This is a genomic window from Acidovorax sp. SRI_002 (genome assembly GCF_057586455.1).
In genome coordinates this window covers 44,842-67,884 of the sequence record NZ_JBYCZW010000006.1, presented here as the reverse complement: position 1 = coordinate 67,884, position 23,043 = coordinate 44,842, and the positions used below count along the sequence as shown (strand labels likewise).

The following is a 23,043-nucleotide window of genomic DNA, read 5'->3' as shown; positions in this document are numbered from 1 at the left end:
CGGACAAGGTCAAAGCTCGTCCAGAAGAACTTGCCCATCATGCTCCACGTAAGGGTGGTAGGGGCCGGTGCCGCTGTTGTCCGCCAGCGAGGCCGGCACAAAACCGCCCGTCTTGACATCAAACACATGGACTTCTCCTTCCTCGATCACGTAGTGCCAGCCGTGCAGGCTGATCTGCCCTGACTGCACACGGCTGCGCACCATGGGGTACTCCATGAGGCGTTCGAGCTGCAGCACCACGGCGCGCTGCTCAGTGCGGCGCAGCACCTCGGGGCCCGCCTGCATGGGCAACAGGGCCTCGCGCCCCAGGTCCAGCCAGCGGTTCAGGTTGGGCGCTTCGGGCGAAACCTCACCATACATCGCCTTGATAGCCCCACAGTGACTGTGGCCGCACACCACGATGCGGCGCACGTGCAGGTTGAGCACTGCAAACTCAATGGCAGCCGTCGTGCCATGGTGGCCGTGAGATCCGTCATACGGCGGGATGAACGCACCTACGTTGCGCACCAGGAAAAGCTCCCCCGGGCCCGCGCCGGTCAACAGGTAGGGCACCAGGCGCGAGTCGGAACAGCCGATGAACAAAGTGGTGGGGTGCTGCCCCTCGTCCACCAGCGTCTGGAACTGTTCGCGGTACTGGGGAAAGGCGTCGTCGTGAAAACGACGCAGGCGATCAAGCAGCTCGTCGGGCATGGTGCGATCAGATGGCGTGCAATGCAACTACTGTACAAGCGGAGAATCGGCCGCGTCCAGTGCCACGCCCTCCACCACGGCAGCGCCCGCCAGCAATTGCAGGTACTGCCTCAATGCGTTCACCCAGGCCTGCTGGCGCAGCGTGAGGGCGATGGCCTGGCGCACCTCTTCGAACGAAGGCTGCTGCCCCGGATCGCGCGCCACCACCTCCACCACATGCAGGCCAAACCGGCTGTGGACCAGGCGTGCCAGCACACCGATCTCGGCGCTGCCAAACACCTCGCGGGCGAACTCGGGGGCACAGTCGGCGCGGGTGAGCCAGCCCAGGTCGCCGCCTTGCTGGCCGCTGGGGCAGTTGGACCACTGCGCAGCCGCCTCGGCAAACTTGGCACCACCATCGTCCGCACAGCGCAAGTCAATCAACATGGCCTCGGCACGCAGGCGCAGCTGCTTCACATCCACGCCCGGCGTCACGGCAAACAGCACGTGGCGCAGCTGGGCGCGCTCGCCCTGAGCGTGTGCCGCAGGGTGGGCGTCGTGGTAGCGACGGCAGGCTTCTTCCGATGGGTCGGGGATGGGTAGCTCACGCTCCAGCAGCTGCTCGATGGCGTTGGAGGCCTCAGTGCTGATGGCTCCCCCGACGCCGGGCACATCGTCTGCTGAGAGCAAACCCGCCTGCTGGGCCGCTTGGCGCAGCAGTTCGGTGCAGGCACGCTGGCGCAAGGCTTCGTCATCCAGCCAGTCGGCCGTTGAGTTCAACGCCACGCCGTTAATGCGCGCCACCGGGGCCAGCCCCGTGGGCTGAGGGGCCGCCATGGCGGGCGTGTCTGCCATGACAGTCGCCCCTACCGTGGCAGACAGCGCCTCGTAAGCGGCCGTTTGCTCGGGGGAAAGCACCCTTTGGGGGGCGCTCTGACTGGTTGCACTGGTGCTGCAACCGCAGCTACCGGTTCCACATCCGCTCATGGTGTGCTCCTTATGCGGTACGAACTCAAACACCACGGCGGTCTTGCGACTGCGTGTGGCCGGGTGGCAGGTTCAGGCGGCGCGCACGCACCACCTGGTAGGGGCGCAGCACATAGGCCAGCGCGCCAAAGCCGCTCCACACATGCACCAGGCGGGTGAACGGGAAGACCAGGAAGATCGTCATGCCCAGGAACATGTGGGCCTTGAAGATCCAACCCGCTTCGGCCAGCAGCTCGACGCCGCCGCTGCGGAAGGTCACCACGCGCTGACCCCACTCGGCCAGCTTCATCATCATGGAGCCATCCAGATGCTGCGCCGACAGCGGAATGGTGGCCAAGCCCAGCGCCAGTTGCAGCCACAGCAGCACCAGGATCAGGATGTCGCTGGTCTTGGACGTGGCGCGGATGCGGTCATCCGACAGGCGCCGGTGCAGCAGGATGGACAGGCCAATGAAGCCCAGCACGCCCGCGATACCGCCCGTCACCATCGCCATGATCTGCTTGGCACCTGCAGTGATAAAGCCTTCGTACAGGAAGTGCGGCGTGAGCATGCCCACGGTATGGCCAAAGAACAGGAACAGCACACCGATATGGAACAGGTTGCTGCCCCAGCGCAGGCTGCCGGTGCGCAGCAGCTGCGACGAATCGCTTTTCCAGGTGTACTGGTCGCGGTCGAACCGCGCCCAGCTGCCAATGAAAAAGACAGCGAGGCAAATATACGGATAGATGCCAAACAACAGGGTGTCAAGCCAGGCGGTCATACGGAGACTCCTTCTGGTGCCCGCTCGGCGCGGGGGGTACGAACAAAATGCAGAGGTTGCGGCTGGTCAGGCTTGGCCTGGCCCTGGGTGCTGCAACCGCCAAACGCTTCGGGCTCGGCCCAGACCTCGTCCATGGGCGGCTCGGGCGTGAGCGCCACCGACTGCACGCGCTGGCCCGACACTTCGAGCACCGCAGCAATCACGCTGGCATAGGGGCTGCTTCTTGCCACCAGCGCACTGAACAGCGCGTTCAGGATGTGGGCCATTTCGCCCAGGAACTCCTTGGCCACTTCGGGCGGCTGGGTGGAGGCGAACTCCAGCACCACCGGCAGGTGGTCGGGCAGCTCTTCGGCTTCAAACTTCAGACCTGCTTTGTCGTAGGTCTGCAGCAGATCGATGAGCGCAGGCCCCCGGTCGCGCGAGTCGCCATGCACATGCTCGAACAGGTGCAGCGAGGTCTGGCGGCCCCGGTCGAAGTTGTCCACGTAGCGGGCCTCGGCTTCCAGCGGATCGAGTGCAGCCAGGTGCTCGCACACTGCCTTCAGCTCATCCATGCGATCAGCCGTAAGGGCTTGCTCGGCCTGCAGCGCGTCGATGAGCTGCGGCATCACGCTGCGCAACTGCGCATCGGGGTAGCTCAGCAGGTAGCCCAGGGCGCGCAGGGTCAGGCGCACAGAGGTCGGGTTCTTCTTGAACATGGTGATTCCTTCCTGTGTGCAATCAGACCGTGGCCTTGATCGGGATCGTGCGGGGCTTCTTGCCACCGAACATGCTGGTCTCGGTGGCGCCATCCGAGCACCCGTTGCCAAACGAGAAGCCGCAGCCGCCCCGGATGTCGAACGCGTTTTCGGCGTATTCGCGGTGGGCCGATGGGATGACGAAGCGGTCCTCGTAATTGGCAATTGCCATCACGTGGTACATCTCCTCGACCTCGGCCATCGACAGGCCGGCCTGCTTGAGCACGGCCAGGTTCTGGCGCTGCTCCACGTGCTTGTCGCGCTGGTAGGTGCGCATGGCCAGCATGCGCTCCAGCGCCCGCACCACGGGGCCGGTATCGCCAGCGGTGAGCAGGTTGGCCAGGTACTGCACGGGGATGCGCAGCTGCGACACATCGGGGATATCGCCATTCACGCCCACATGGCCCGCGTTGGCGGCGGCCGTGATGGGCGAGAGCGGCGGCACATACCAGACCATGGGCAGCGTGCGGTACTCGGGGTGCAGCGGCAGGGCCACCTTCCATTGCACAGCCATCTTGTAGACGGGGCTGTTGCGGGCAGCGTCCATCCAACTGTCCGGGATGCCGTCGATGCGGGCCTGCTTGATCACGTCCGGGTCGTTCGGGTCGAGGAAGATGTCGAGCTGCGCCTGGTACAGGTCGCGGTCGCGTTCCACGCTGGCGGCTTCCTGGATGCGGTCTGCGTCATACAGCAGCACACCCAGGTAGCGGATGCGGCCCACGCAGGTCTCGGAGCACACGGTCGGCTGACCCGCTTCGATGCGGGGATAGCAGAAGATGCACTTCTCGGCCTTGCCCGATTGCCAGTTGTAGTAGATCTTCTTGTAGGGGCAGCCCGAGACGCACATGCGCCAGCCACGGCACTTGTCCTGGTCGATCAGCACGATGCCGTCTTCCTCGCGCTTGTAGATCGAGCCGCTGGGGCACGATGCCACGCACGCCGGGTTCAGGCAGTGCTCGCACAGGCGTGGCAGGTACATCATGAATGTGTTCTCGAACTGGCCGTAGATGTCCTTTTGCACATCGTCGAAGTTCTTGTCCTTGCTGCGCTTGCTGAACTCGCCGCCCAGGATTTCCTCCCAGTTCGGGCCCCACTCGATCTTCTCCATGCGCTTGCCGGTGATCAGGCTGCGCGGGCGGGCCGTGGGTGCGGCCTTCGTTTCAGGCGCCGACTGCAGGTGGTCGTAGTCGAACGTGAAGGGCTCGTAGTAGTCGTCGATCTGGGGCAGGTTGGGGTTGGCGAAGATGCGCATGAGTAGCTTCCACTTGCCGCCCTGGCGGGGGGCGATGGAGCCGTCAGGGTTGCGCACCCAGCCGCCGTTCCACTTGTCCTGGTTTTCCCATTCCTTGGGGTAGCCGATACCAGGCTTGGTCTCGACGTTGTTGAACCAGGCGTATTCCACGCCCGGGCGACTGGTCCAGACGTTTTTGCAGGTGACGGAACAGGTGTGGCAACCGATGCACTTGTCCAGGTTCAGCACCATGCCGATTTGTGCGCGAATTTTCATCGTGTTTCTCCTTGTCTTCGGCTTCAGGCGTGGGCTGCCGTGCTGGACACGGGCTCGTCGTCGAGCCAGTCCACACGGTCCATCTTGCGCACCAGCACGAACTCGTCGCGGTTGGTACCAATGGTTCCGTAGTAGTTGAAGCCGTAGCTCAACTGCGCATAGCCGCCAATCATGTGGGTGGGCTTGAGCACAATGCGCGTGACCGAGTTGTGGATGCCGCCGCGCGTGCCGGTGATCTCGGAACCGGGGGTGTTGATGATCTTCTCTTGCGAGTGGTACATCATCACCATGCCGGGGTTCACGCGCTGGCTCACCACCGCACGGGCTGCAATCGCGCCGTTGGCGTTGAAGAGTTCGACCCAGTCGTTGTCCACGATGCCAGCGACCTTCGCGTCGTCCTCGCTCAGCCACACCACCGAGCCACCCCGGTTCAGCGTGAGCATCATCAGGTTGTCGCTGTACGTGCTGTGGATGCCCCACTTCTGGTGCGGCGTGATGAAATTGAGCGCGATCTCGCGGTTGCCGTTGGGCTTCTTGCCTTCCACTTCTTCCAGCGTCTTGAGGTGCACGGGTGGGCGGTAGCTCACGAAGCCTTCGCCAAAGTCACGCATCCACGGGTGATCTTGGTAGAACTGCTGGCGGCCCGTGAGGGTGCGCCATGGGATGTACTCGTGCACGTTGGTATAGCCGGCGTTGTAGCTGACCTTTTCGCTTTCCAGACCGGACCAGGTGGGCGAGCTGATGATCTTGCGCGGCTGCGCCTGGATATCGCGGAAGCGGATCTTCTCGTCTTCGCGGTGCAGCGCGAGGTGCACGTGGTCGCGCCCAGTCTGCTTGCCCAGGGCTTCCCAGGCCTTGCAGGCCACGTGGCCGTTGGTTTCGGGCGCCAGCATCATCACCACTTCGGTGGCGTCGATGTCGGTCACGATGCGGGGCATGCCCTGCGTCACGCCCTCTTCCTTCACGCGGCCGTTCAGGTCGCCCAGTTGGCCGACTTCGGTCTGCGTGTTCCAGCCGATGCCCTTGCCGCCGTTGCCTGCCTTGTCCATCAAGGGGCCCAGGGCGGTGAAGCGCTTGTAGAGGTTGGGGTAGTCGCGCTCGACAACGGTGACCTGCGGCGCCGTCTTGCCGGGGATCAGTTCGCACTCGCCCCGCTTCCAGTCGCGCACGCCGTAGGGCTGGGCCATTTCACCCGCCGTGTCGTGCATGATGGGTGTAAGCACCACGTCCTTTTCCACGCCCAGGTGGCCCACGCTGACCTCGCTCACAGCCTTGGCGAAACCCTTGTAGATTTCCCAGTCGCTCTTGGCCTGCCAGGCAGGGTCCACCGCCGTGGACAGCGGGTGGATGAAGGGGTGCATGTCGCTGGTGTTGAGGTCGTTCTTCTCATACCAGGTGGCCGTGGGCAGCACGATGTCCGAATACAGGCAGGTCGTGCTCATGCGGAAGTCGAGCGTGACCAGCAGGTCCAGCTTGCCTTCGGGTGCGTTGGTGTGCCACTGCACTTCCTCAGGCTTGGCCTCGTCTTTGCCCAGGTCCTTGCCCTGCACGCCGTGGGTGGTGCCCAGCAGGTGCTTGAGGAAGTATTCATGCCCCTTGCCCGACGAGCCCAGGATGTTGGAGCGCCACACGAACATGTTGCGCGGCCAGTTGGACGGATGGTCCGGGTCCTCGCAGCTCATCGTGAGCGTGCCGTCCTTCAGAGACTTGACGACGTAATCCTTCGCGTCCATACCCGCTGCAGCTGCATCCTTGGCCACCTGCATGGGGTTGGTCTTGAGCTGGGGCGCTGATGGCAGCCAGCCCATGCGCTCGGCGCGCACGTTGTAGTCGATCTGTGCGCCGTGGTAGGCCTTCTTGTCAGCCAGGGGCGAGAGGATTTCCTCCATGCCCAGCTTCTCGTAGCGCCACTGGTCGGTGTGGGCGTAGAAGAAGCTGGTGCTGTTCATCTGGCGGGGTGGACGGATCCAGTCCAGCGCAAAGGCCAGCGCCGTCCAGCCTGTCTGTGGGCGCAGCTTTTCCTGGCCCACATAGTGCGCCCAGCCGCCACCGCTTTGGCCAATACAGCCGCACAGCATCAGCATGTTGATGATGCCCCGGTAGTTCATGTCACTGTGGTACCAGTGGTTCATGGCCGCGCCGATGATCACCATGGACTTGCCCTGGGTCTTGTGCGCGTTGTCGGCAAACTGGCGCGCCACGGTGATGATCTGCTCGCGCGGCACGCCGGTGATGGCCTCTTGCCAGGCGGGGGTGTAGGGGCGGTCGGCGTCGTAACCGCCACCGGCCTCTTCGCCCGGTAGGCCTCGGTCAATGCCGTAGTTGCCCGCCAGCAGGTCGAACACGGTAGCTACCATCACGCGGCCCTGGGCTTCGTGCCCGGCCAGCTCCAGGTGGGACACCGGCACGCGGCGCACCATCACGTCGCCACCTTGTTCGTTGGCCGTGAAGTTGGGCGTTGCCACGCCGCCAAAGTACGGGAAGGCGACATCGGCAATGTCGTGGGCCTGCTCGCCATCTTCGATCACCGACAGCTTGAGCTGGACGGTGTTGCCGGTGCGTGCTTCCTTGTTCTCCAGGTTCCACAGGCCCTGGTCGGGGCGGCCGTCCGCCCCCCAGCGAAAGCCGATGGAACCATTGGGTAGCGTGACCTGGCCCAGCTCGTCGTAGCCCACAGTCTTCCAGTCGGGGTTGTTGGACTGGTCAAGCTGGCCTGGGAAATCGCTGGCGCGCACATAACGGTCGGGCACCATCACCGTGCGGCCATCGGGCAGCGTTTTTTCCTTGAGCACCACCAGCAGCGGCAGGTCGGTGTAGCGGCGCGCGTAGTCGTCAAAGTACGCACTGCGGCCCTTGCCACCTTCCTTGAAGTAGAACTCGTTGAGGATCACATGACCCATGGCCATGGCTACGGCGGCGTCGGTGCCCTGCTTGGGGTGCATCCACAGATCGCCCAGCTTGGCGACTTCGGAGTAGTCGGGCGTTATGGACACCACCTTGGTGCCCTTGTAGCGCACCTCGGTCAAAAAGTGCGCATCGGGCGTGCGCGTCTGGGGCACATTGGAGCCCCAGGCAATGATGTACGAGCTGTTGTACCAGTCGGCCGACTCGGGCACGTCGGTCTGCTCGCCCCAGGTCTGCGGGCTGCTGGGAGGCAGGTCGCAGTACCAGTCGTAAAAACTCATGCACACGCCGCCCATCAGGCTGAGGTAGCGGCTGCCTGCAGCGTACGAAATCATCGACATCGCCGGGATGGGTGAGAAGCCAATGATGCGGTCGGGCCCGTGCTTCTTGATGGTGTACACGTTGGCCGCAGCGATCATCTGGTTGACTTCTTCCCAGGTGCTGCGCACAAAGCCGCCCAGGCCGCGCTGCTTTTGCCATTCGCGCTTGGAGGCATCGTTCTCGACGATGCTGGCCCAGGCGTCCACCGGGCTCTTGGCCAGGGCGATGGCGGCGCGCCAGTGCTTGAGCAGGCGGCCACGCACCATGGGGTACTTCACGCGGTTGGCGCTGTACAGGTACCAGCTGTAGCTGGCGCCGCGTGCGCAGCCACGGGGCTCATGGTTGGGCAGATCAGGGCGGGTGCGGGGGTAGTCGGTCTGCTGGGTTTCCCAGGTCACGATGCCGCCCTTGACGTAGATCTTCCACGAACAGGAGCCCGTGCAGTTCACGCCGTGGGTGCTGCGCACGATCTTGTCGTGCGCCCAGCGGTCGCGGTAGGCGTCTTCCCAGGTGCGGTCTTCACCGTTGGTTTCGCCATGGCCTTGGGCAAAGGTCTCGCGGGGCTGCGAGAAGTACGAAAGGCGATCGAGGAAATGGCTCATCGAAGGGCTCCTTTTCTGATTTCTGTTCTGGGGTTGACTAGCAAGGCATCTCGGCGTGCTTGCGTGCGTAGGTCCACCAGGTGATCACGATGCAAACGAGATAGAAGGCGAAGAACGTCCACAGTGCGGCGTGGGGGCTGCCGGTCAGCGCGATGGAGCTGCCATAGCTCTTGGGGATAAAGAACCCGCCGTAGGCGGCCATGGCGGCGGTGAAGCCCAGCGTGGCCGCGCCCAGGGTGTTGCCCTCCTTGTTGGCGCTGGCCACAGCGGCGGCGTTGTGCTTGTCCACTCCGCGCATGGCTTCGGTCAGGAAGATCACGGGGATCATGCGGAAGGTCGAGCCGTTGCCGATGCCGGTGGTGAGGAACAGCACCAGGAAGCACACGAAGAAACCGGCAAACTGGCCTTCGTTGCCGCCAGGGCCACCGGAGGGCAGGAAGAACGTCACACCCATCACGGCCACGGCCATGACGATGAAATTCCACAGCGTGACACGCGCACCACCGAGCTTGTCGGCCAGCCAACCACCAAAGGGGCGGATCACGGCGCCCACCAGCGGGCCCAGCCAGGCGTAGGCCAGCGGGTTGATGCCAGGGAACTGGCTCTTGATGAGCAGCGGAAAGCCCGCTGCATAGCCGATGAACGAGCCGAAGGTGCCGAGGTACAACACGCACATCAGCCAGTTGTGCTTGCGCTTGAAGATGGCGGCCTGCGCGGCAAAGGAGGCCTTGGCATCGGCAATGTCGTTCATGCCGAACCAGGCGGCCAGCGCCGTCAGCGCAATCCATGGCACCCAGATGAATGCGGCGTTCTGCGTCCACACCTGCACGGTCTGGCCGTTCTTGACGATGGTCTGGCCTTCGCCACCGAAGATGCCGAAGATGCCGGCCGTGACGACCAGCGGGCTCAGAAACTGCACCACCGAAACGCCCAAGTTACCCAGGCCTGCATTCACGCCCAACGCTGAGCCCTTGCGCTCCTTCGGAAAGAAGAAACTGATGTTGGCCATGCTGGAGCTGAAGTTGCCGCCGCCCAGGCCGCACAGCAGCGCCAGGATGAGCATGGTGGGATAGGTCGTGGTGTTGTCTTGCACCGCAAAGCCGATGCCAATCGCAGGGATCAGCAAGCTGGCAGTGGAGATCGCCGTCCAGCGGCGTCCACCCACCAGCGGCACCATGAACGAATAGAAGATACGCAGCGTGGCGCCGCTGAGCGCGGGCGCTGCGGCCAGCCAGAACAGCTGGTTGGTCGAATACTTGAATCCGAGGCCGGGCAGGCTCACGGCGACCACGCTCCAGACCTGCCAGATGGCAAAGGCCAGGAACAGCGCGGGCACCGAGATCCACAGGTTGAGCTTGGCGATGGCTTCGCCTTCGCGCTCCCAGAACGATTTGTCCTCAGGAGCCCAGAGGGTGAGCAGACGCCCCTGGCGCCTACTGGCGGGTGTGGCAGACATGGTGTTTCCTTGGAAAGTGAAAGTTCAGCGGCCAGCCGGTGCTGCCTGCGTGGCCATCAGATCGGTGCGGCGCACTTCGGTGAAGTACATCCAGATGAGCGAGACCCACACCACGCCGTACATCAGCATGAAAGCGCTGGAGCGGATGCCGGTGAGGTCCATCAGCGCGCCGAACAGGATGGGCAGGATGAAGCCGCCCATGCCACCGGCCAAGCCCACGATGCCGCTGATGGCACCGATGTTCTGGGGGTAGTCGTCGCTGATGTACTTGAAGACACTGGCCTTGCCAAAGGCCCAGGCAATGCCCAGCAGAAACATGAGGCCCGTGAACAGGTACACATTCAGGCCGATGTGAAAGGTCTTGGGGCCGTTGACTGTGACGATGGTGAAGTCGGTCTGCGGATAGCTCAGCAAAAACAGGCAGATCCAGCTCACCCACATCACCCACCAGGTCACGCTGTGGGCGCCGTACTTGTCAGACAGCATGCCGCCGATGGCGCGCAGCACACCGCCGGGCAGCGAGAAGCACGCGGCCAGCAGTGCCGCCACGCGAATGTCGAGGCCAAATTCGCCCACGTAGTACTGCACCATCCACAGCGACAGCGCCACATAGCCGCCAAACACGATGCTGTAGTACTGGCAGTACTTGAGGACCTTGGGGTCCTTCAGCGCCTTGAGCTGGTCGGTGAACTTGACGTTGCTGGGCACCAGGTGGGCCGGGTCGCTGTAGCTGAACAACCAGAACAGCACCAGCGTGCCGAGCATGATGGCCGCATACACCTGCGGCACCATGGTCCAGCCAAAGGCCACCAGCAGCACCGGGGCCACGAACTTGTTCACCGCCGCACCCGAGTTGCCCGCGCCATACACCCCCATGGCCGTGCCCTGGCGGTGCTTGGGGAACCAGCGCGCCACATAGGGCGTGCCCACCGAGAACGAGCCCCCCGCCAAGCCCACAAACAGGCCGATGGTGAGGAAGTGCCAGTATTCCGTGGCGTAGCCCATCAGCCAGATGGCGGGCACGGTGGTGGCCATCACGGCGGCCATCACGATGCGGCCGCCGAACTTGTCGGTCCAGATGCCCAACGGCACCCGAACCAGCGAGCCCGTGAGCACAGGCATGGACATGAGCAACCCGAACTGCGTGGAGTTCAGGTTCAGCATTTTCTTGATAGGGATGCCGATAACGCCGAACATCATCCACACCATGAAACAGACCGTGAAAGCGAAGGTGCTGACGATCAGCACCGACCAGGCCTGGCGGGTGCGCTGTGGGCTGTCGCCCGGGGGCAAAGGGGTATGTGCCATTGCGCGGTTCCTCTCTTTTTGCATGAGAGGAATGGTCGCGTTTGCAGCGGCCTTTGCACATCCTTCGCTCGACCAGCACGGGGGGCGGCAGAAGGACTAGTGCGCGGCTTGGGCGCATCGTTCGAAAGAACTATGGTGCGGCACTGCGGCCGCTACTGCGCGGCATGCGCAAACTGGCAAGAAGGCTGCGTTCAGCGGTACCAGAAACTAAGCGTGCTCACAACGTAACCCACGGGCGGCGGCGGGTTGCCGTCGTACCTGCCGCTGTTTGGCGCAGCGCAGATCAGCAGCAACGAACCCATTCGCCTGGGGCACCGATGTCACCGACCCGGGACTCAACGGGCCAGAACGGTTTTCCCACCGCTGATCGGGGAAGCTCTTGAAGGATAAAAGAACCACCGCCTGGGCTGCTCGCAGGAGCGGCAGTAGCGAATGAAACTCAGATCAGATCAGATCAGATCAGATCAGATCAGATCAGATCAGAGCTTGCGTCGCTGACGCAGGCCAAGCGCTGCCAACAGGCACGCCAGCATCATCAGACCCCATTCGCTGAGCGTGGGGACAGAGGTAACGCCCCCCATTGGCGGGATACCAATAGCGGTCCACGTGCCGGAAGCGCTGGGGACGCCAAAGACATTACTGCTGGAAGCATCAAAAGAAACCGCATTGCACACGTCGCCCCCGGGTGGTGTGGTGACTACATTGCACGGACTATTCCTGTAAGCGCCTTGCTCCAGAACCATTTGGTCTACGCGGTCGCCAATGTTATGCGGGGCACTCGTGTGCCAGCGCTGGAAATTCAGACCCGCGCCGACCAACGCACCACTTGCGTCAGTCCATCCGATGGCTGACGTCAGCGTCGTGTTTGGATCCACGCTGGAGTAGGTTGTTAGTCCGTCGTTGAAGTTGAAACCGGTGATGAGCGGTGCGATATTGCCGTTGAAGTTTGGGGGCAGCGGGGAAACAGTGGTGAAGGTCCCGTACTGCGACATGGACGTGGTGAAGTCACCGCAGGCCCCGATCGGACATCCGGGACCGGCGTGGTTGGTCAGGGTGGGGGCTGTATAGGCGGAGCCCGTGTAGGTGTACGTGACAGCCCAGGCGCCCGCCTGAAGAAGGGCCGCAGCCAGGAATACAAGGTATTTTTTCATGGTGATTTGTCGCCCAGTGCGCAAAATGGAAGGGCTGAGGGGTGGATAAAAAATTTGCCTCCAGCGTTTATCTGGAAAGCGCAATCAGCTATCTTTTCAAGAGCAACTTCTGCCGCCCACGCAAGGCCAGCCCCAGCAAGCCGACGGCTGTCAGCACCAGGGCAAACGGGTTGTCCACGGGTACGGACTGCGCCCCACCCGGCCCCACCACGGGGACGTCGCTCGTCCAGCCACCACTGCCATGGGCAAAGCCGTGGCTGGTGGCGCCGTCGTCAGCGTAGCTATGGCAGATGTCGGGGCTGCTCAGGGAAACGCAGGGGCGGTTGAAGTAGCTGGCAAAGTTGACCGACATGTAGCTCAATCGGTCGCCCACGCCATGGCTGCCGGTTTGCCACCACAGAAAAACCATGTCGTTATCAACAATCTCGCCTGCTGCGTTGGTAGAAACATGGGCTTTGGCCAACCGAGTGTTGAGGCCGTTCATGCTGTAGCTGGTCACGCCATCGTTGAAGTCGTACCAGGTGATGAGGGGTGCAATGTCGAGACTGACCTGGTTGGCGGGCAGCGGCTGGTTGGTGGTGAAGTGGCCCGTTTGCCGCATGACCGTGCTGAAGTTGACGCAGTTACCGGCGGCGCAGGGTGCCGTGTAGTCCAGCAGGCTGACGTAGGTGGGGCCGGTAAAGGTGTAAGTGGCCGCCCAGGCGCTGGTTTTGAGAAAGGCCGCAGCCAGGAGTGCAAGGTATTTCTTCATGGTATTGGCAGCAACGTAGACGGAGTGGATGCGGCGCCGCACCTGCCACCAGCCTGCGCGCCGCACCAGGAAGGCCATCAGCAGCAAGCCCCATTCATCGAGTGTGGGCATCGATGTCACGCCTACGACTGGCCCACGGTTGAGGGGGCAGTGCTCATCACGGATGCAGACGGACAGTCGCCAGCTTCTGCCTGCATCGCAAGGTCAGGCCGATGACGCCGATTCCGGTGAGTAGCAACGCAAAGGGGTTGTCAACTGGCACCGACGCAATGGCGGCGCCCACAGGGTTCCAGCCGGGGCCTCCAGGGCCTATGGCGGCTTGGCTGGTAGATGCATCACCAACCACTTGGGTGCACCTGCCTGGGCTGCTTACGGCATTGCAAATCCCGTTGGCGTAGCTGACAGCGCCCACCGTAATGCTGTCAAGCCGTCCACCGGCAAGATGGTTGGCGGTTTGCCAGCGCATGACGACGATATCGCTGGCGGTGATGTTCCCCACTGCATCGGTTGAGACAAAGGCGGACATCAGCCGTTCTTGAATACCTTTGCTGGCAAACACAGGGGTCGTACCGTCGCTGAAGGAATAGCTTGTCATGTCGCTGGAGACATCGACGTGCACTAGATTGGGACCGAGCTTGGTGTTCAAGGTGAAACTACCCGAATGCGCCATGGCTGCGGTGAAGTCGGCGCAGGTGCCGCTAGCGCAGTTGTCGGTGTGATTGAAGATCGGCGTTTTGTAGGAAGCGCTGGTGAAGTGGTAAGTGGTGGTGGCGCTGGCGCCCGCCTGAAGGAGGCCCGCAGCTAGAAGTACAAGGTATTTCTTCATGGTGTTTTCAACGAAGTGGGCGAGGTCGGTGGGTTGACACTCTGAAAATTTCAGTAAAAACCCGGCTCGGGCGCTCATCTGGAAAGCGCTGATAGCTATTTTTTGATGCGCATTGGAGACCACCGCGAAGGGTGGTCCCCCAAGCAGGTGGCGGCCAGTGCGGGAACTGGGACAGGCAGGCAACGTGCGTTCTCTTCATGGCGTGGTCGGGGTGGATGCGTTTTTCAGCGCGTGCTATCTAATCGGGAGCATGAAAGCTTTCGATAGAAGGGGGTTGGGCTGAAAAGAAGTTTATGGAGCCCTCCTGCGCAGCGCCCCACCCCCAGGGGTTGGGAAACGACACTTTCGATGTGCTACGTTGGGGCACGCGCATTGCGTTGAAGCGATGCAGTAAACAAACACACCACTTCATGTCCCTCACCCGAATTCAGCAGCAGGCCATTGCGCGCTTGCAGCAGATGGCTGGCCTTGACTTCAACGGGCCCCAGCTCATCGAGCCCGTTTTGCATGAGTTGCATCACCTCATTGGCTTTGACTCGGGTTGCTATTTCTATCCAGGCGGCGACGTTGGGCTGGATGCGTATGTCGAGCCGTCGATCGCGAGGGACACCATGCACACCTACTTCGAGCCACAGGTAATAGCCAGCGAACGCAAGGTGATTCGCCGCAGCGCTCACCACTTTGCCGAGGCGGTGCGCTTTGACCATGGGCCGCAAGTGCTGGAGCAGCTTCTGGCGGTGCCCATCAGCGAGCTGTTGCGCAGCGATTTCTACAACTTAGCGTTGCGGCCCGCCGAGGTGTTTGACTGCCTGAGCCTCGTGTTGCGCACGCCGCAGGGTGCTGGCTTGGGTGCGCTCAAGCTGTATCGCAGCGCCGCCTCGTCACGCTTTAACGTGGACGACGTGGCGATGTTTGGACGGATGGAGCCGTGGCTGGCGCGGATTCTGCAACCGGGCGAGCTGGACGCGCAGGACAGCGTGGTACACGACAGTGCCATGCTGGTAGTCACGCCCCAAGGAAGACTGGTATGGACGTCCCAACAATCGGATCTGCTGATGGCGTTGGCCTTTGGGCCGAGCTGGCACCGCCGCTCTGAGCTGCCGCCAAAGTTGGACATGCTGCTGCAGCGCCTGCAATTTTCGGGCCGCAGCGGTGACAGCCGCAGTGGCCCCGCGCCTGCGTTGCCCCAGCTGGACCTGCACAACGCCAGCGGCTGGTTCAGCCTGCGCGCCACGCAGATGGCCGCCGCAGCGGGCGAAGGCCAGGCGGTGGGCATTCAGATCACCCACCGGGTGCCGCGCGTGGCGCACCTGCTGCCCGCGCTGCGCGCGCTGGGGCTGCCGCAGCGCCAGCACGAGCTGGCCTACTGGCTGGCGCGGGGCCTGCCAGAGGCGCAGATTGCCGAACGCATGGGGATCAGCGCCAACACCGCCACCTACCACCGCCGCCAGATTTACACACGGCTGGAGGTGCAAAACCGGCTGGAGCTGCAAGCCCGACTGCTGGCGCCCCGTTGAGGAGCCTCCGGTGGAGCGAGGGTAAGAGCCCGTTCAAAAGGGGCTTCATGAAGAAACACCCGGGCTTCGCTCCCTTCGGCTTTTTCAGCCCGATCAGGGCAGGTCCAGCTAGGAGTGTGGGCGGCAGAAGGCATCGAAGCGAAACGTGCGAAAACCGAGGATCGCGTGGTGCTTCCGACAAGCCCAGAGCGGGCCCCTGGGCGCAGGAGGCAGTACCGCGCGAGACCGGTTTATCGCGCGTTGCAGCCGGTGCTCCTTCTGCTGCCCACACTCCCAGGTCAGCCAAGCGCCACTACGGCATCGGCACAACCCGCACCGCTGGTGTGTAGGGCTCAACGCGCAGGCTGTCGTGCGCCAGCACGCTGATCTTGGCCCGGGGGGCCATTTCCAGTGCGCCGTCGGCTGCCTTGCGTGTCGCGTATTGCCAGAAGGTGAGCGCGCCTTTGGCGGCCAGGGCCTGGCCAATGGCGGCGGCTTCGGGGCGCGGGGCACCGGCCTCGTCCGGCGGCACGGCAACGATGACATCGTCCTTGACCGTAACGATCTTGAACAGCAGCGGCTTGGTGGTGTCGGCCATGGCAGTGACAGAGGCGAAGACGGTAGCAAGGGAGACTGCTGCCAGGCTTGCGGCTGCGCCGAAGCGGCGCAAGGAGGTGATTTTCATGCGTTGTTGCTCCTGTATCGATGGGGGCCAGCGCCCCGGCACCGGGTGCTGACAAAAGCATCATGCCCCGGGGCGTGCAACCAGACAAGGATCGGTCACCTGGGCAAGCAAACCGCCCACGCTGCCACGCTACGCCCCTGCGGCCCCCGCCCGCATGGTGGTGCCCACGTGGGCATATAAGGCACCCCATGCCTCGCGCGTGGCGGGGTTGAAGGCGCCTCCAAGTGCTTCGGCCAGTGTGTCGAGCAGCGCCGCGCCCACTGTGTCGTAGTGCGCGGCCTCGACGCCATAGCCCGCGTGCCGTTTGCCAAGTGCGCGCAGTGCGGCGTCCAGCTGCTCGGGTTGGCCGAGCATGCGCACGGCGCTGCCGATCATGTCCAGCAGCTTGCGCGCCTGTTCGTTCATGTCGGACGAGGCAAACAGCCCGCTGATAGCGGGGTCGCGGGCGAACAGCTTGGCGTAGAACAGCGCACCCGCCTTCGCGGCGACAGGAGCAACCTGCGCAAAGCTCTGGCGAACAAGATGGATTTGTTCGGGGGACATCAAAGGCTTCCTCAGCAATGCGGCCGTTGGCCAGTGGCAGGTAGAACACTGGAAAGAAGTCTATGAAGTTCCCCCGCGCTGCGCCCCACCCCCAGGGGTTGCATGACGACAGGCCCTATGCGCTATGGGCGACGCGCTATGTGCGATTGGCGATGTAGCGGGCGTGACGGCTTCATGCGCCGGGCCTCGCGCAGGGCGCGCTTGTGCAGGTGCACCGGCTCGCGCGCAGGGTGGTCAGCGACAAATCCCTGGCCGACCACGGCGGTTGCACTGCCGCGCTACTCCTACTAGTGTGGTGTTGCACGCTAGCGCTGGCGGTCCGATGCGTAGACCGCCGCCTGCACGCGCGAACTCAGGCCCAGCTTGCGCAGGATGTGCTGCACATGGATCTTGACCGTGGTCTCGGCGATGTCGAGTGCGCGCGCGATTTCCTTGTTGCTGGCACCGCGCGCGATCTCGCGCAGCACGTCTTCCTCACGCGGGGACAGGGGCGCGGCGCCGTTGTTGGCAGCCTCGGGCGGCTGCGTGGACGCCCCCGCCCCGGCGGGCCCGGCTGGGGCGATGAGCGCTGCTGCTTCGGCCACCCCTTGCGACTGGAACGCGGCCACCAGTTTGCCCATGAGTTCGGGGCTCACCACGGGCTCGCCCCGGGCCGCGCGGCGGATGGCCTGGGCCAAAAGATCGCCGTCGATGGTCTTGAGCAGGTAGCCCTGCGCGCCGTTGCGCAGTGCGGCGGCCAGGTCCTGCCCGTCTTCGCTGACGGTGAGCATGAGCACGCGCGAGGAGGGCGAGACTTCGCGCAGGCCCCGGATGGCGTCCACGCCCATCACGCCGGGCAGGTGGTTGTCCAGCAAGATCACCTGGGGCAACAGCTGCGGCGCCAGGCGCAGGGCCTCGGCGGCATCGCCCGCCTCGCCCACCACCAGCAGGCCCGCGTCCTGCCCCAACAGTGCAATCAGCCCCCGGCGGAAGAGCGTGTGGTCGTCCACCACCAGCAGCGTCACAGGCGGCTCTGCGGAGGGTTGGTGGCCCACACCGGCGGGGGGGGCCAAGGGGATGGCGGTGGTGATGGTCATGCGGTGGTGGCCACCCGGCCTGCGGCCACGGCGGGTGTGAGTTCTTCGCCAGAAGCCGCGCCTTGGGGGGCTATGGCCGCTGCGGACGGAGATGCAGACTGGGAGGGCATGGTGGTGGCAGCGGTCACCGTGGGCAGCTCGATGCACACGCGGGTGCCCTGGCCCGGGGTGGATTCAACCTGCAGCACGGCACCCACGCGGTGGGCACGCTCGCGCATGATGCCCAGGCCCACATGCAGCGAATCGGGCGGCACGGTGGCCACGTCGAAGCCCTTGCCGTTGTCCTGCACCTCAAAGCGCCAGCGCGGATGCCGGTGCACGAGCAGGTCCACCCGCGTGGCGCCCGAATGCTTGCGCACGTTCGACAACGCTTCCTGCACCATGTGCAGCACCTGGATCTGCAAATCGGGCGCCAGCGGCAGGCCATGGCCCACCATGCCCAGCGTGGTGGCCATGCCGGTCTGGTGCTCGAACTTGGACAACGTGGCGCGCAGGGCCGATTCAATATCCTCGTCGTTGGTGCGGGTGCGAAAGTGCACGAGCAGCTCGCGCACGTCGGAATAACACTCGCGCACGCCGACATCCAGCTCGCTGATGCTGCGGTCGCGTTTGGCCTCGTCGCCACGGTTCACGGCGTCGCGCAGCAGCTGCGTCTGGATCTTGAGGAAGGCCAGCGACTGGGCGATGGAGTCGTGCAGCTCGCGCGCCAGCATGCTGCGCTCTTCGGCCACGGCGGCTTCGCGCTCCAGGGCTGTGGCGCGCAGGCCTTCCATGGCGCTGGCCAGGTGGCGCGTCATGGCTTCTAGCAAATCGCGCAGTTCATCGGTCAGCTCAATGGGCGAGCGGAAGAACAGGTCCACCTCACCCAGCAAGCGCTGCTGCATCTGCACCGGGATGGTCACCATGGTTTCAAAACCCGCCTCGCGGCAATGTGGCAAGGCGACGGTAGTTGATGGCGTGATGGGAATCACCCGCGTGCGCGCCTGGGCCTGGGGCTGGCCGCACAGGCAGGTGCCGGTGTGCAGGCAGTGCTCGCCCTCGGCCATGGTGCGGGGCAGGCCGTCACCGGCCAGCAGCACATAACGTTCATTGGCCTCGTTGGACCAGCGCACCGCCGCCGCATCGGCCCCGGCCACGCGCCGGATCTGCTGCACAAAGCCCTGGGCCAGCAGCTCCAGGCTGCTGGCGGTGGAAGCCAGCGCGCTCACCTCATACAACGCGGCGAGGCGCTGGTTCTGCACGGCGATGCTGGCGGTTTTCTCCACCACCTTGTGTTCCAGGTCGTCGTGCGATGCCTGCAATGCGTGCGCCATGAGGTTGAAGCCCGCCGACAGCTGGCCGAACTCGTCATCCGTATCCACCGGCAGGCGGGTGCCGAGCTCGCCCTGGCGCAGCCGGGCCTGGGCCTGCTGCAGGCGCGCCACGGGGTTGATGACCAGCAGATAGCTTGCGGCCATGAAGGTCACGGCGGCAACAATGGCCAGCGCCATCATGAACAGCTGGAACAGGTGCAGCGCCGCCGTCCAGCCCGCAATCTGGATCTCGATGGCATCCACAAAACCATCGACCTGCTGCACAAACGCATCGGCTTGCGCCAAGGTCTGCGCGCGATCGGGGGGCAACGTGGTCACCCAGCCGCTGCGCGCCTGGGCCCACTGGGTGCGTATGGCCTCGAAGCGCGAGCGGGTCTCGTCGCTCCAGGGCACAAACAGCGGGCGTGAGGGGTCGCCCGTGCGCAGCAGGTCCAGGCTGGCATCGAACAGGCGGGCTCGCTCTTGCACCGCCTCGGTGGGTTCGGTCTGCAGCACCAGCACCATGCGCAGCATGTTCATGCGCAGGCGGCCGGCCTCGTTGACAGCGGCGGCGCCGCCTTCGAGCTTCCAGGTCACCCACAGCGTGAGGCTGATGGAGGCCAGCGCCACCAGCAAAAAACCCGCGCCCATGGCCAGGAGCTTGGTGGACAGGGTGGGCTTGGTGCGCATGCAGGGCAGTGTAGGCACCGAGCTTGCGCCGACTCTTGACCTGGGTCAAGTCTCACCCGCGTAGCATGGCGCCATGCAACGATCATCCGACACCCACCTCTGTGCCCGCCTGCTGCTGGCCGGAGCCCTGATAGCCACGGGAGCACTGGCAGGCTGTGCCAGCACGGGCACCACGCCCCCCAGCACACCACTCGCTGCGTGGCCCGACCGCCTGCAGGCCCTGCTCCCCACCGATGTGCTGTTGCTCGGCGAACAGCACGATGCGCCCGACCACCAGCGCCTGCAGCGCGAGACCGTGTTGTGGCTGGCCGCAAAAGGCCAGTTGGCGGCCGTGGTGATGGAGATGGCCGAGAGCGGCCACAGCACGCAGGCCCTGCCGCGCGACGCCACCGACGCCCAGGCCCAGGCCGCCCTTCAATGGAACGACGCCGCCTGGCCGTGGAAGGCCTATGGCCCCGTGGTGATGGCCGCCGTGGCCGCTGGCGTGCCGGTGCTGGGTGGCAACCTGCCGCGCGCCCAGATGCGCGCCGCGATGGGCGAGGCCCGCTGGGACCAGCACCTGCCCGCCCCCGCACTGGCACAGCAACACCAGGCGCTGCGCGAGGGCCACTGCGGCCTGCTGCCGGAATCGCAAATTGCCCCCATGGCCCGCATCCAGATCGCCCGCGACGCGAGCATGGCGCGCACCGCCCAGCAGGCCCTGCGCCCCGGGCAGACGGTGCTGCTGGTGGCCGGGGGCGGTCATGTGCTGAGCAGCCTGGGAGTGCCCACCCACTGGCCAGCCGGTTTGGTGTCAAAAGTGGCCCTAGCGCAATCTGGTAAAGCGCAAACAGCTATCAAATATGGAGCAAACAAACCAGGCGACGCGGAAGCGGTGATTGAAACCCCTGCCCTGCCACCCCGCGATGCCTGTGCAGAACTGCGTGAGAAGTGGCGCCCGGCGCGCCCAGCACCGTGACCTACGGTGCCACAGTCACGGGCTGTGCCCGCAGCAGCGCTGCGAAGTCATCGGCGGGCACGGGCCGACTGCACAGGTAGCCCTGGTACGCATCACAGCCCCGCTCTCGCAGGAAGGCCAACTGACCGTCGGTCTCCACCCCTTCGGCCAGCACCGACAGCCCCATGCTGTGCCCCATGGCGATGATGGCGGCGCTGATGGCCATGTCGTCCTCGCTTTGCGGAATGTCGCGGATGAAACCCTGGTCGATCTTGAGCACATCAATCGGAAAGCGCTTGAGCTGCGCGAGCGACGAATACCCTGTGCCAAAGTCATCCACCGCAATGCGCAGGCCCAGCGCGCGCAGGCGCATCAGCACCTGGCGCGCCTCTTCGGTGCGCTCGGCCAGGGCGGTTTCGGTGATCTCCAGCTCCAGCAGCTCGGGCGGAAAGCCCGAATCGGCCAGCGCGCCCGACGCGCAACCGGCCAGATCCGTCAGGTGGAACTGGCGCGGCGACACGTTCACGGCGAGCGTGAGGTCGGGCAGGCCTGCCTGGCGCCAGGCCTGGCCCTGGCGGCAAACCTCGTGCAGCACCCATTCGCCCAGCGGGCCAATGACGCCCGAGGTTTCGGCCACCGGAATGAAGCGCGCGGGCGAGATCAGGCCCTCCACCGGGTCGTTCCAGCGCACCAGCGCCTCGGCGCCCTGGATGTGGCCGGTGGCAATGTCCACCTGCGGCTGGTAGTACATCTGCAGGTGGCCCTGCGCCAGCGCCAGGCGCAGGCGCGACTCCAGCGCCAGCCGCTCGCGCGCAGCCTGGGTCATCGCCTCGTGGAAGAAGCACCACGCCCCCCGGCCGCGCGCCTTGGCGCCATAGACCGCCGCATGGGCGCCCTGCAGCAGCAGCTCGGTGGTGTTCGCGTGCTCAGGGAACATGCAGATGCCCACACTCACACCCGCCACCACTTCAAAGCCATCGGGCGAACGCCAGGGCTCGGCCACGGCCGTGATCAGGTGCCGCGCCACGGCAGCGGCGCCGTCGGCATGGCGCAGGTGGCGCGCCACCACGGCCAGCTCGTCGCCCGCCAGCCGTCCCATCACGTCGCCCGGCCGCAAGGCCGACTGCACCTGCCGCGCGATGTGCTTGAGCACCTCGTCACCGGTGGCATGGCCGTAGCTGTCGTTCACGTCCTTGAAACGGTCGAGGTTGAGCAGCAGCACAGCGATGTGCTCGCCACTGGCGCGCGCCTCCAACACGGCCTGCTCCAGCTGGTGGCCGAACCACGCGCGGTTGGAAAGCCCCGTGAGCGCATCGTTGTGCGCAAGAAACTCCAGCCGCTGCTGTTGCACCTTTTCTTCAGAAATGTCGGTGAACATGCACACGTAGTGCGTGATCTGCCCGGCGGGGTCGCGCACGGCCGACAGGGACATGTGCTCCGGAAACACCTCGCCGTTCTTGCGGCGGTTCCAGATCTCGCCTTGCCAATGGCCCGTCTGGCGCAATGTGCCCCACATGGCCTCGTAAAACGCCTTGTCATGCCGCCCCGACTTGAAGACGCGCGGCGTCTGGCCCAGCAGTTCTTCCTCGGTATAGCCCAGCAGGCGGGTGACGGCGGCGTTGGCCGACAGGATGCGGCTTTGCGCATCGGTCACCACCACGCCCTCCATGGTGTTGTCCACCACCGTGGCGGCCAGCCGCTGGCGGGCCTCGCTGTTCTTGAGTGCGGCGCGGGCGGCCTTGATCTCGTCCAGGTCCTGCAGAACGCAGACCATATGGGCGGGCTCGGCATCCGCCTCGGGGACCAGCGCTACCGTGCACAGCACGGCCACCTTGCGCCCATCGCCCGGACGCAGGCATTCGTGTTCACCCACATAGTGGTCGATCTCGCCCGCCAGCAGGCGCGACAACTGGGCAGCCACCCGGTCACGGTCGGGCGCCATCAGCACATCGCGAACATTCAGGCTGCATACCCGCTCCAGCGGCGCGCCGAGCAGATCACACAGGCGGGTGTTGGCCCACAGGAACCGCCCGTCTGGCGCCGCGCGCGCGATACCTGCCGGCACGTGGCGCACGATCTGCGACAGCTCCCTGGCCATGGCCAGGCGCACCTTTTCGGCGTGGCGCATGCTGCGCAGCAGGCACCAGGCCAGCCCACTGGTCAGCAGCACGTAGCCCCAGCCCTTCCAGGTCTGAAAGCGCGTGAGCAGCACCGGGTCGCTCACCCACCGGGCCAACAGCGCGTCGCCCACGAACACCCAGGCCACCCCCAGCACCAGGTACAGCAGCATTCCCCGCCAGGGGACAATACGCGACGCATCGCCCGGATTGGTCATTGATTTCCCT

General features: G+C 64.7%; 18 protein-coding genes. 2 read left to right on the top strand and 16 right to left on the bottom strand.

What is annotated here, in order from left to right; translation table 11 throughout:
• Positions 1-9: 9 nt before the first annotated feature.
• From AC2YJX_RS17200 to AC2YJX_RS17150, 11 genes are all read right to left on the bottom strand, one after another.
• The gene (locus AC2YJX_RS17200) at positions 10-690 is read right to left on the bottom strand and encodes a carbonic anhydrase (protein WP_436130440.1); all 681 of its coding nucleotides are present in this window, start codon (positions 688-690) and stop codon (positions 10-12) included.
• 27 nt (positions 691-717) lie between these two features.
• A complete protein-coding gene (locus AC2YJX_RS17195; protein WP_218299112.1) occupies positions 718-1,524 on the bottom strand; it encodes a peptidylprolyl isomerase in 807 nt (268 codons plus the stop codon).
• A 157-nt stretch (positions 1,525-1,681) separates the two neighbouring features.
• A complete protein-coding gene (gene narI / locus AC2YJX_RS17190) occupies positions 1,682-2,416 on the bottom strand; it encodes a respiratory nitrate reductase subunit gamma (RefSeq protein WP_218299036.1) in 735 nt (244 codons plus the stop codon).
• Positions 2,413-3,114, bottom strand: a complete 702-nt coding sequence (gene narJ, locus AC2YJX_RS17185; RefSeq protein ID WP_306552959.1) for a nitrate reductase molybdenum cofactor assembly chaperone — start codon at positions 3,112-3,114, stop codon at positions 2,413-2,415. The genes narI and narJ overlap by 4 nt, the downstream gene beginning before the upstream one ends.
• A 22-nt stretch (positions 3,115-3,136) precedes the next feature.
• A complete protein-coding gene (narH, locus tag AC2YJX_RS17180) occupies positions 3,137-4,660 on the bottom strand; it encodes a nitrate reductase subunit beta (RefSeq protein ID WP_121422051.1) in 1,524 nt (507 codons plus the stop codon).
• A 23-nt stretch (positions 4,661-4,683) separates the two neighbouring features.
• A complete protein-coding gene (locus tag AC2YJX_RS17175) occupies positions 4,684-8,487 on the bottom strand; it encodes a nitrate reductase subunit alpha (protein ID WP_487256759.1) in 3,804 nt (1,267 codons plus the stop codon).
• A 37-nt stretch (positions 8,488-8,524) separates the two neighbouring features.
• Positions 8,525-9,943, bottom strand: a complete 1,419-nt coding sequence (locus AC2YJX_RS17170; protein WP_055398426.1) for an MFS transporter — start codon at positions 9,941-9,943, stop codon at positions 8,525-8,527.
• Between the two features lie 24 nt (positions 9,944-9,967).
• Entirely contained in the window at positions 9,968-11,251 is a 1,284-nt protein-coding gene (locus AC2YJX_RS17165; RefSeq protein ID WP_487256758.1) for an MFS transporter, read from the bottom strand.
• A 479-nt stretch (positions 11,252-11,730) separates the two neighbouring features.
• Positions 11,731-12,402: an IPTL-CTERM sorting domain-containing protein gene (locus AC2YJX_RS17160; RefSeq protein ID WP_487256757.1), complete on the bottom strand. Its 672-nt coding sequence runs from the start codon at positions 12,400-12,402 to the stop codon at positions 11,731-11,733.
• Between the two features lie 88 nt (positions 12,403-12,490).
• Positions 12,491-13,264 (bottom strand): IPTL-CTERM sorting domain-containing protein, encoded by a 774-nt coding sequence (locus tag AC2YJX_RS17155; protein WP_487256756.1) that lies wholly within the window; start codon positions 13,262-13,264, stop codon positions 12,491-12,493.
• Positions 13,265-13,310: 46 nt separating this feature from the next.
• Positions 13,311-13,979 (bottom strand): hypothetical protein, encoded by a 669-nt coding sequence (locus tag AC2YJX_RS17150; protein WP_487256755.1) that lies wholly within the window; start codon positions 13,977-13,979, stop codon positions 13,311-13,313.
• A gap of 410 nt (positions 13,980-14,389) precedes the next feature.
• Here AC2YJX_RS17150 and AC2YJX_RS17145 point away from each other — a divergent pair, with 410 nt between their 5' ends.
• Positions 14,390-15,496, top strand: coding sequence for a helix-turn-helix domain-containing protein (locus AC2YJX_RS17145; protein ID WP_487256754.1), 1,107 nt, complete (start codon positions 14,390-14,392; stop codon positions 15,494-15,496).
• A 292-nt stretch (positions 15,497-15,788) separates the two neighbouring features.
• Here the strand turns inward: AC2YJX_RS17145 and AC2YJX_RS17140 are convergent, their stop codons facing one another.
• The 4 genes from AC2YJX_RS17140 to AC2YJX_RS17125 form a co-directional block, all read right to left on the bottom strand.
• Positions 15,789-16,160, bottom strand: coding sequence for a hypothetical protein (locus AC2YJX_RS17140; protein ID WP_487256753.1), 372 nt, complete (start codon positions 16,158-16,160; stop codon positions 15,789-15,791).
• Between the two features lie 129 nt (positions 16,161-16,289).
• Positions 16,290-16,703 carry a globin family protein gene (locus AC2YJX_RS17135; protein ID WP_055398421.1) on the bottom strand — a complete coding sequence of 138 codons (414 nt, stop codon included), beginning with the start codon at positions 16,701-16,703 and terminating at the stop codon, positions 16,290-16,292.
• A 305-nt stretch (positions 16,704-17,008) separates the two neighbouring features.
• Entirely contained in the window at positions 17,009-17,779 is a 771-nt protein-coding gene (locus AC2YJX_RS17130) for a response regulator (RefSeq protein ID WP_487256752.1), read from the bottom strand.
• Complete coding sequence (locus tag AC2YJX_RS17125) at positions 17,776-19,761, bottom strand: type IV pili methyl-accepting chemotaxis transducer N-terminal domain-containing protein (RefSeq protein WP_487256751.1); 1,986 nt, start codon at positions 19,759-19,761, stop codon at positions 17,776-17,778. Before AC2YJX_RS17125 ends, AC2YJX_RS17130 begins: the two co-directional genes overlap by 4 nt.
• A 73-nt stretch (positions 19,762-19,834) precedes the next feature.
• Here AC2YJX_RS17125 and AC2YJX_RS17120 point away from each other — a divergent pair, with 73 nt between their 5' ends.
• Positions 19,835-20,719, top strand: coding sequence for a ChaN family lipoprotein (locus tag AC2YJX_RS17120; protein WP_487256750.1), 885 nt, complete (start codon positions 19,835-19,837; stop codon positions 20,717-20,719).
• 1 nt (position 20,720) lies between these two features.
• Here the strand turns inward: AC2YJX_RS17120 and AC2YJX_RS17115 are convergent, their stop codons facing one another.
• Positions 20,721-23,033 carry a putative bifunctional diguanylate cyclase/phosphodiesterase gene (locus AC2YJX_RS17115; protein WP_487256749.1) on the bottom strand — a complete coding sequence of 771 codons (2,313 nt, stop codon included), beginning with the start codon at positions 23,031-23,033 and terminating at the stop codon, positions 20,721-20,723.
• Positions 23,034-23,043 lie beyond the last annotated feature (10 nt).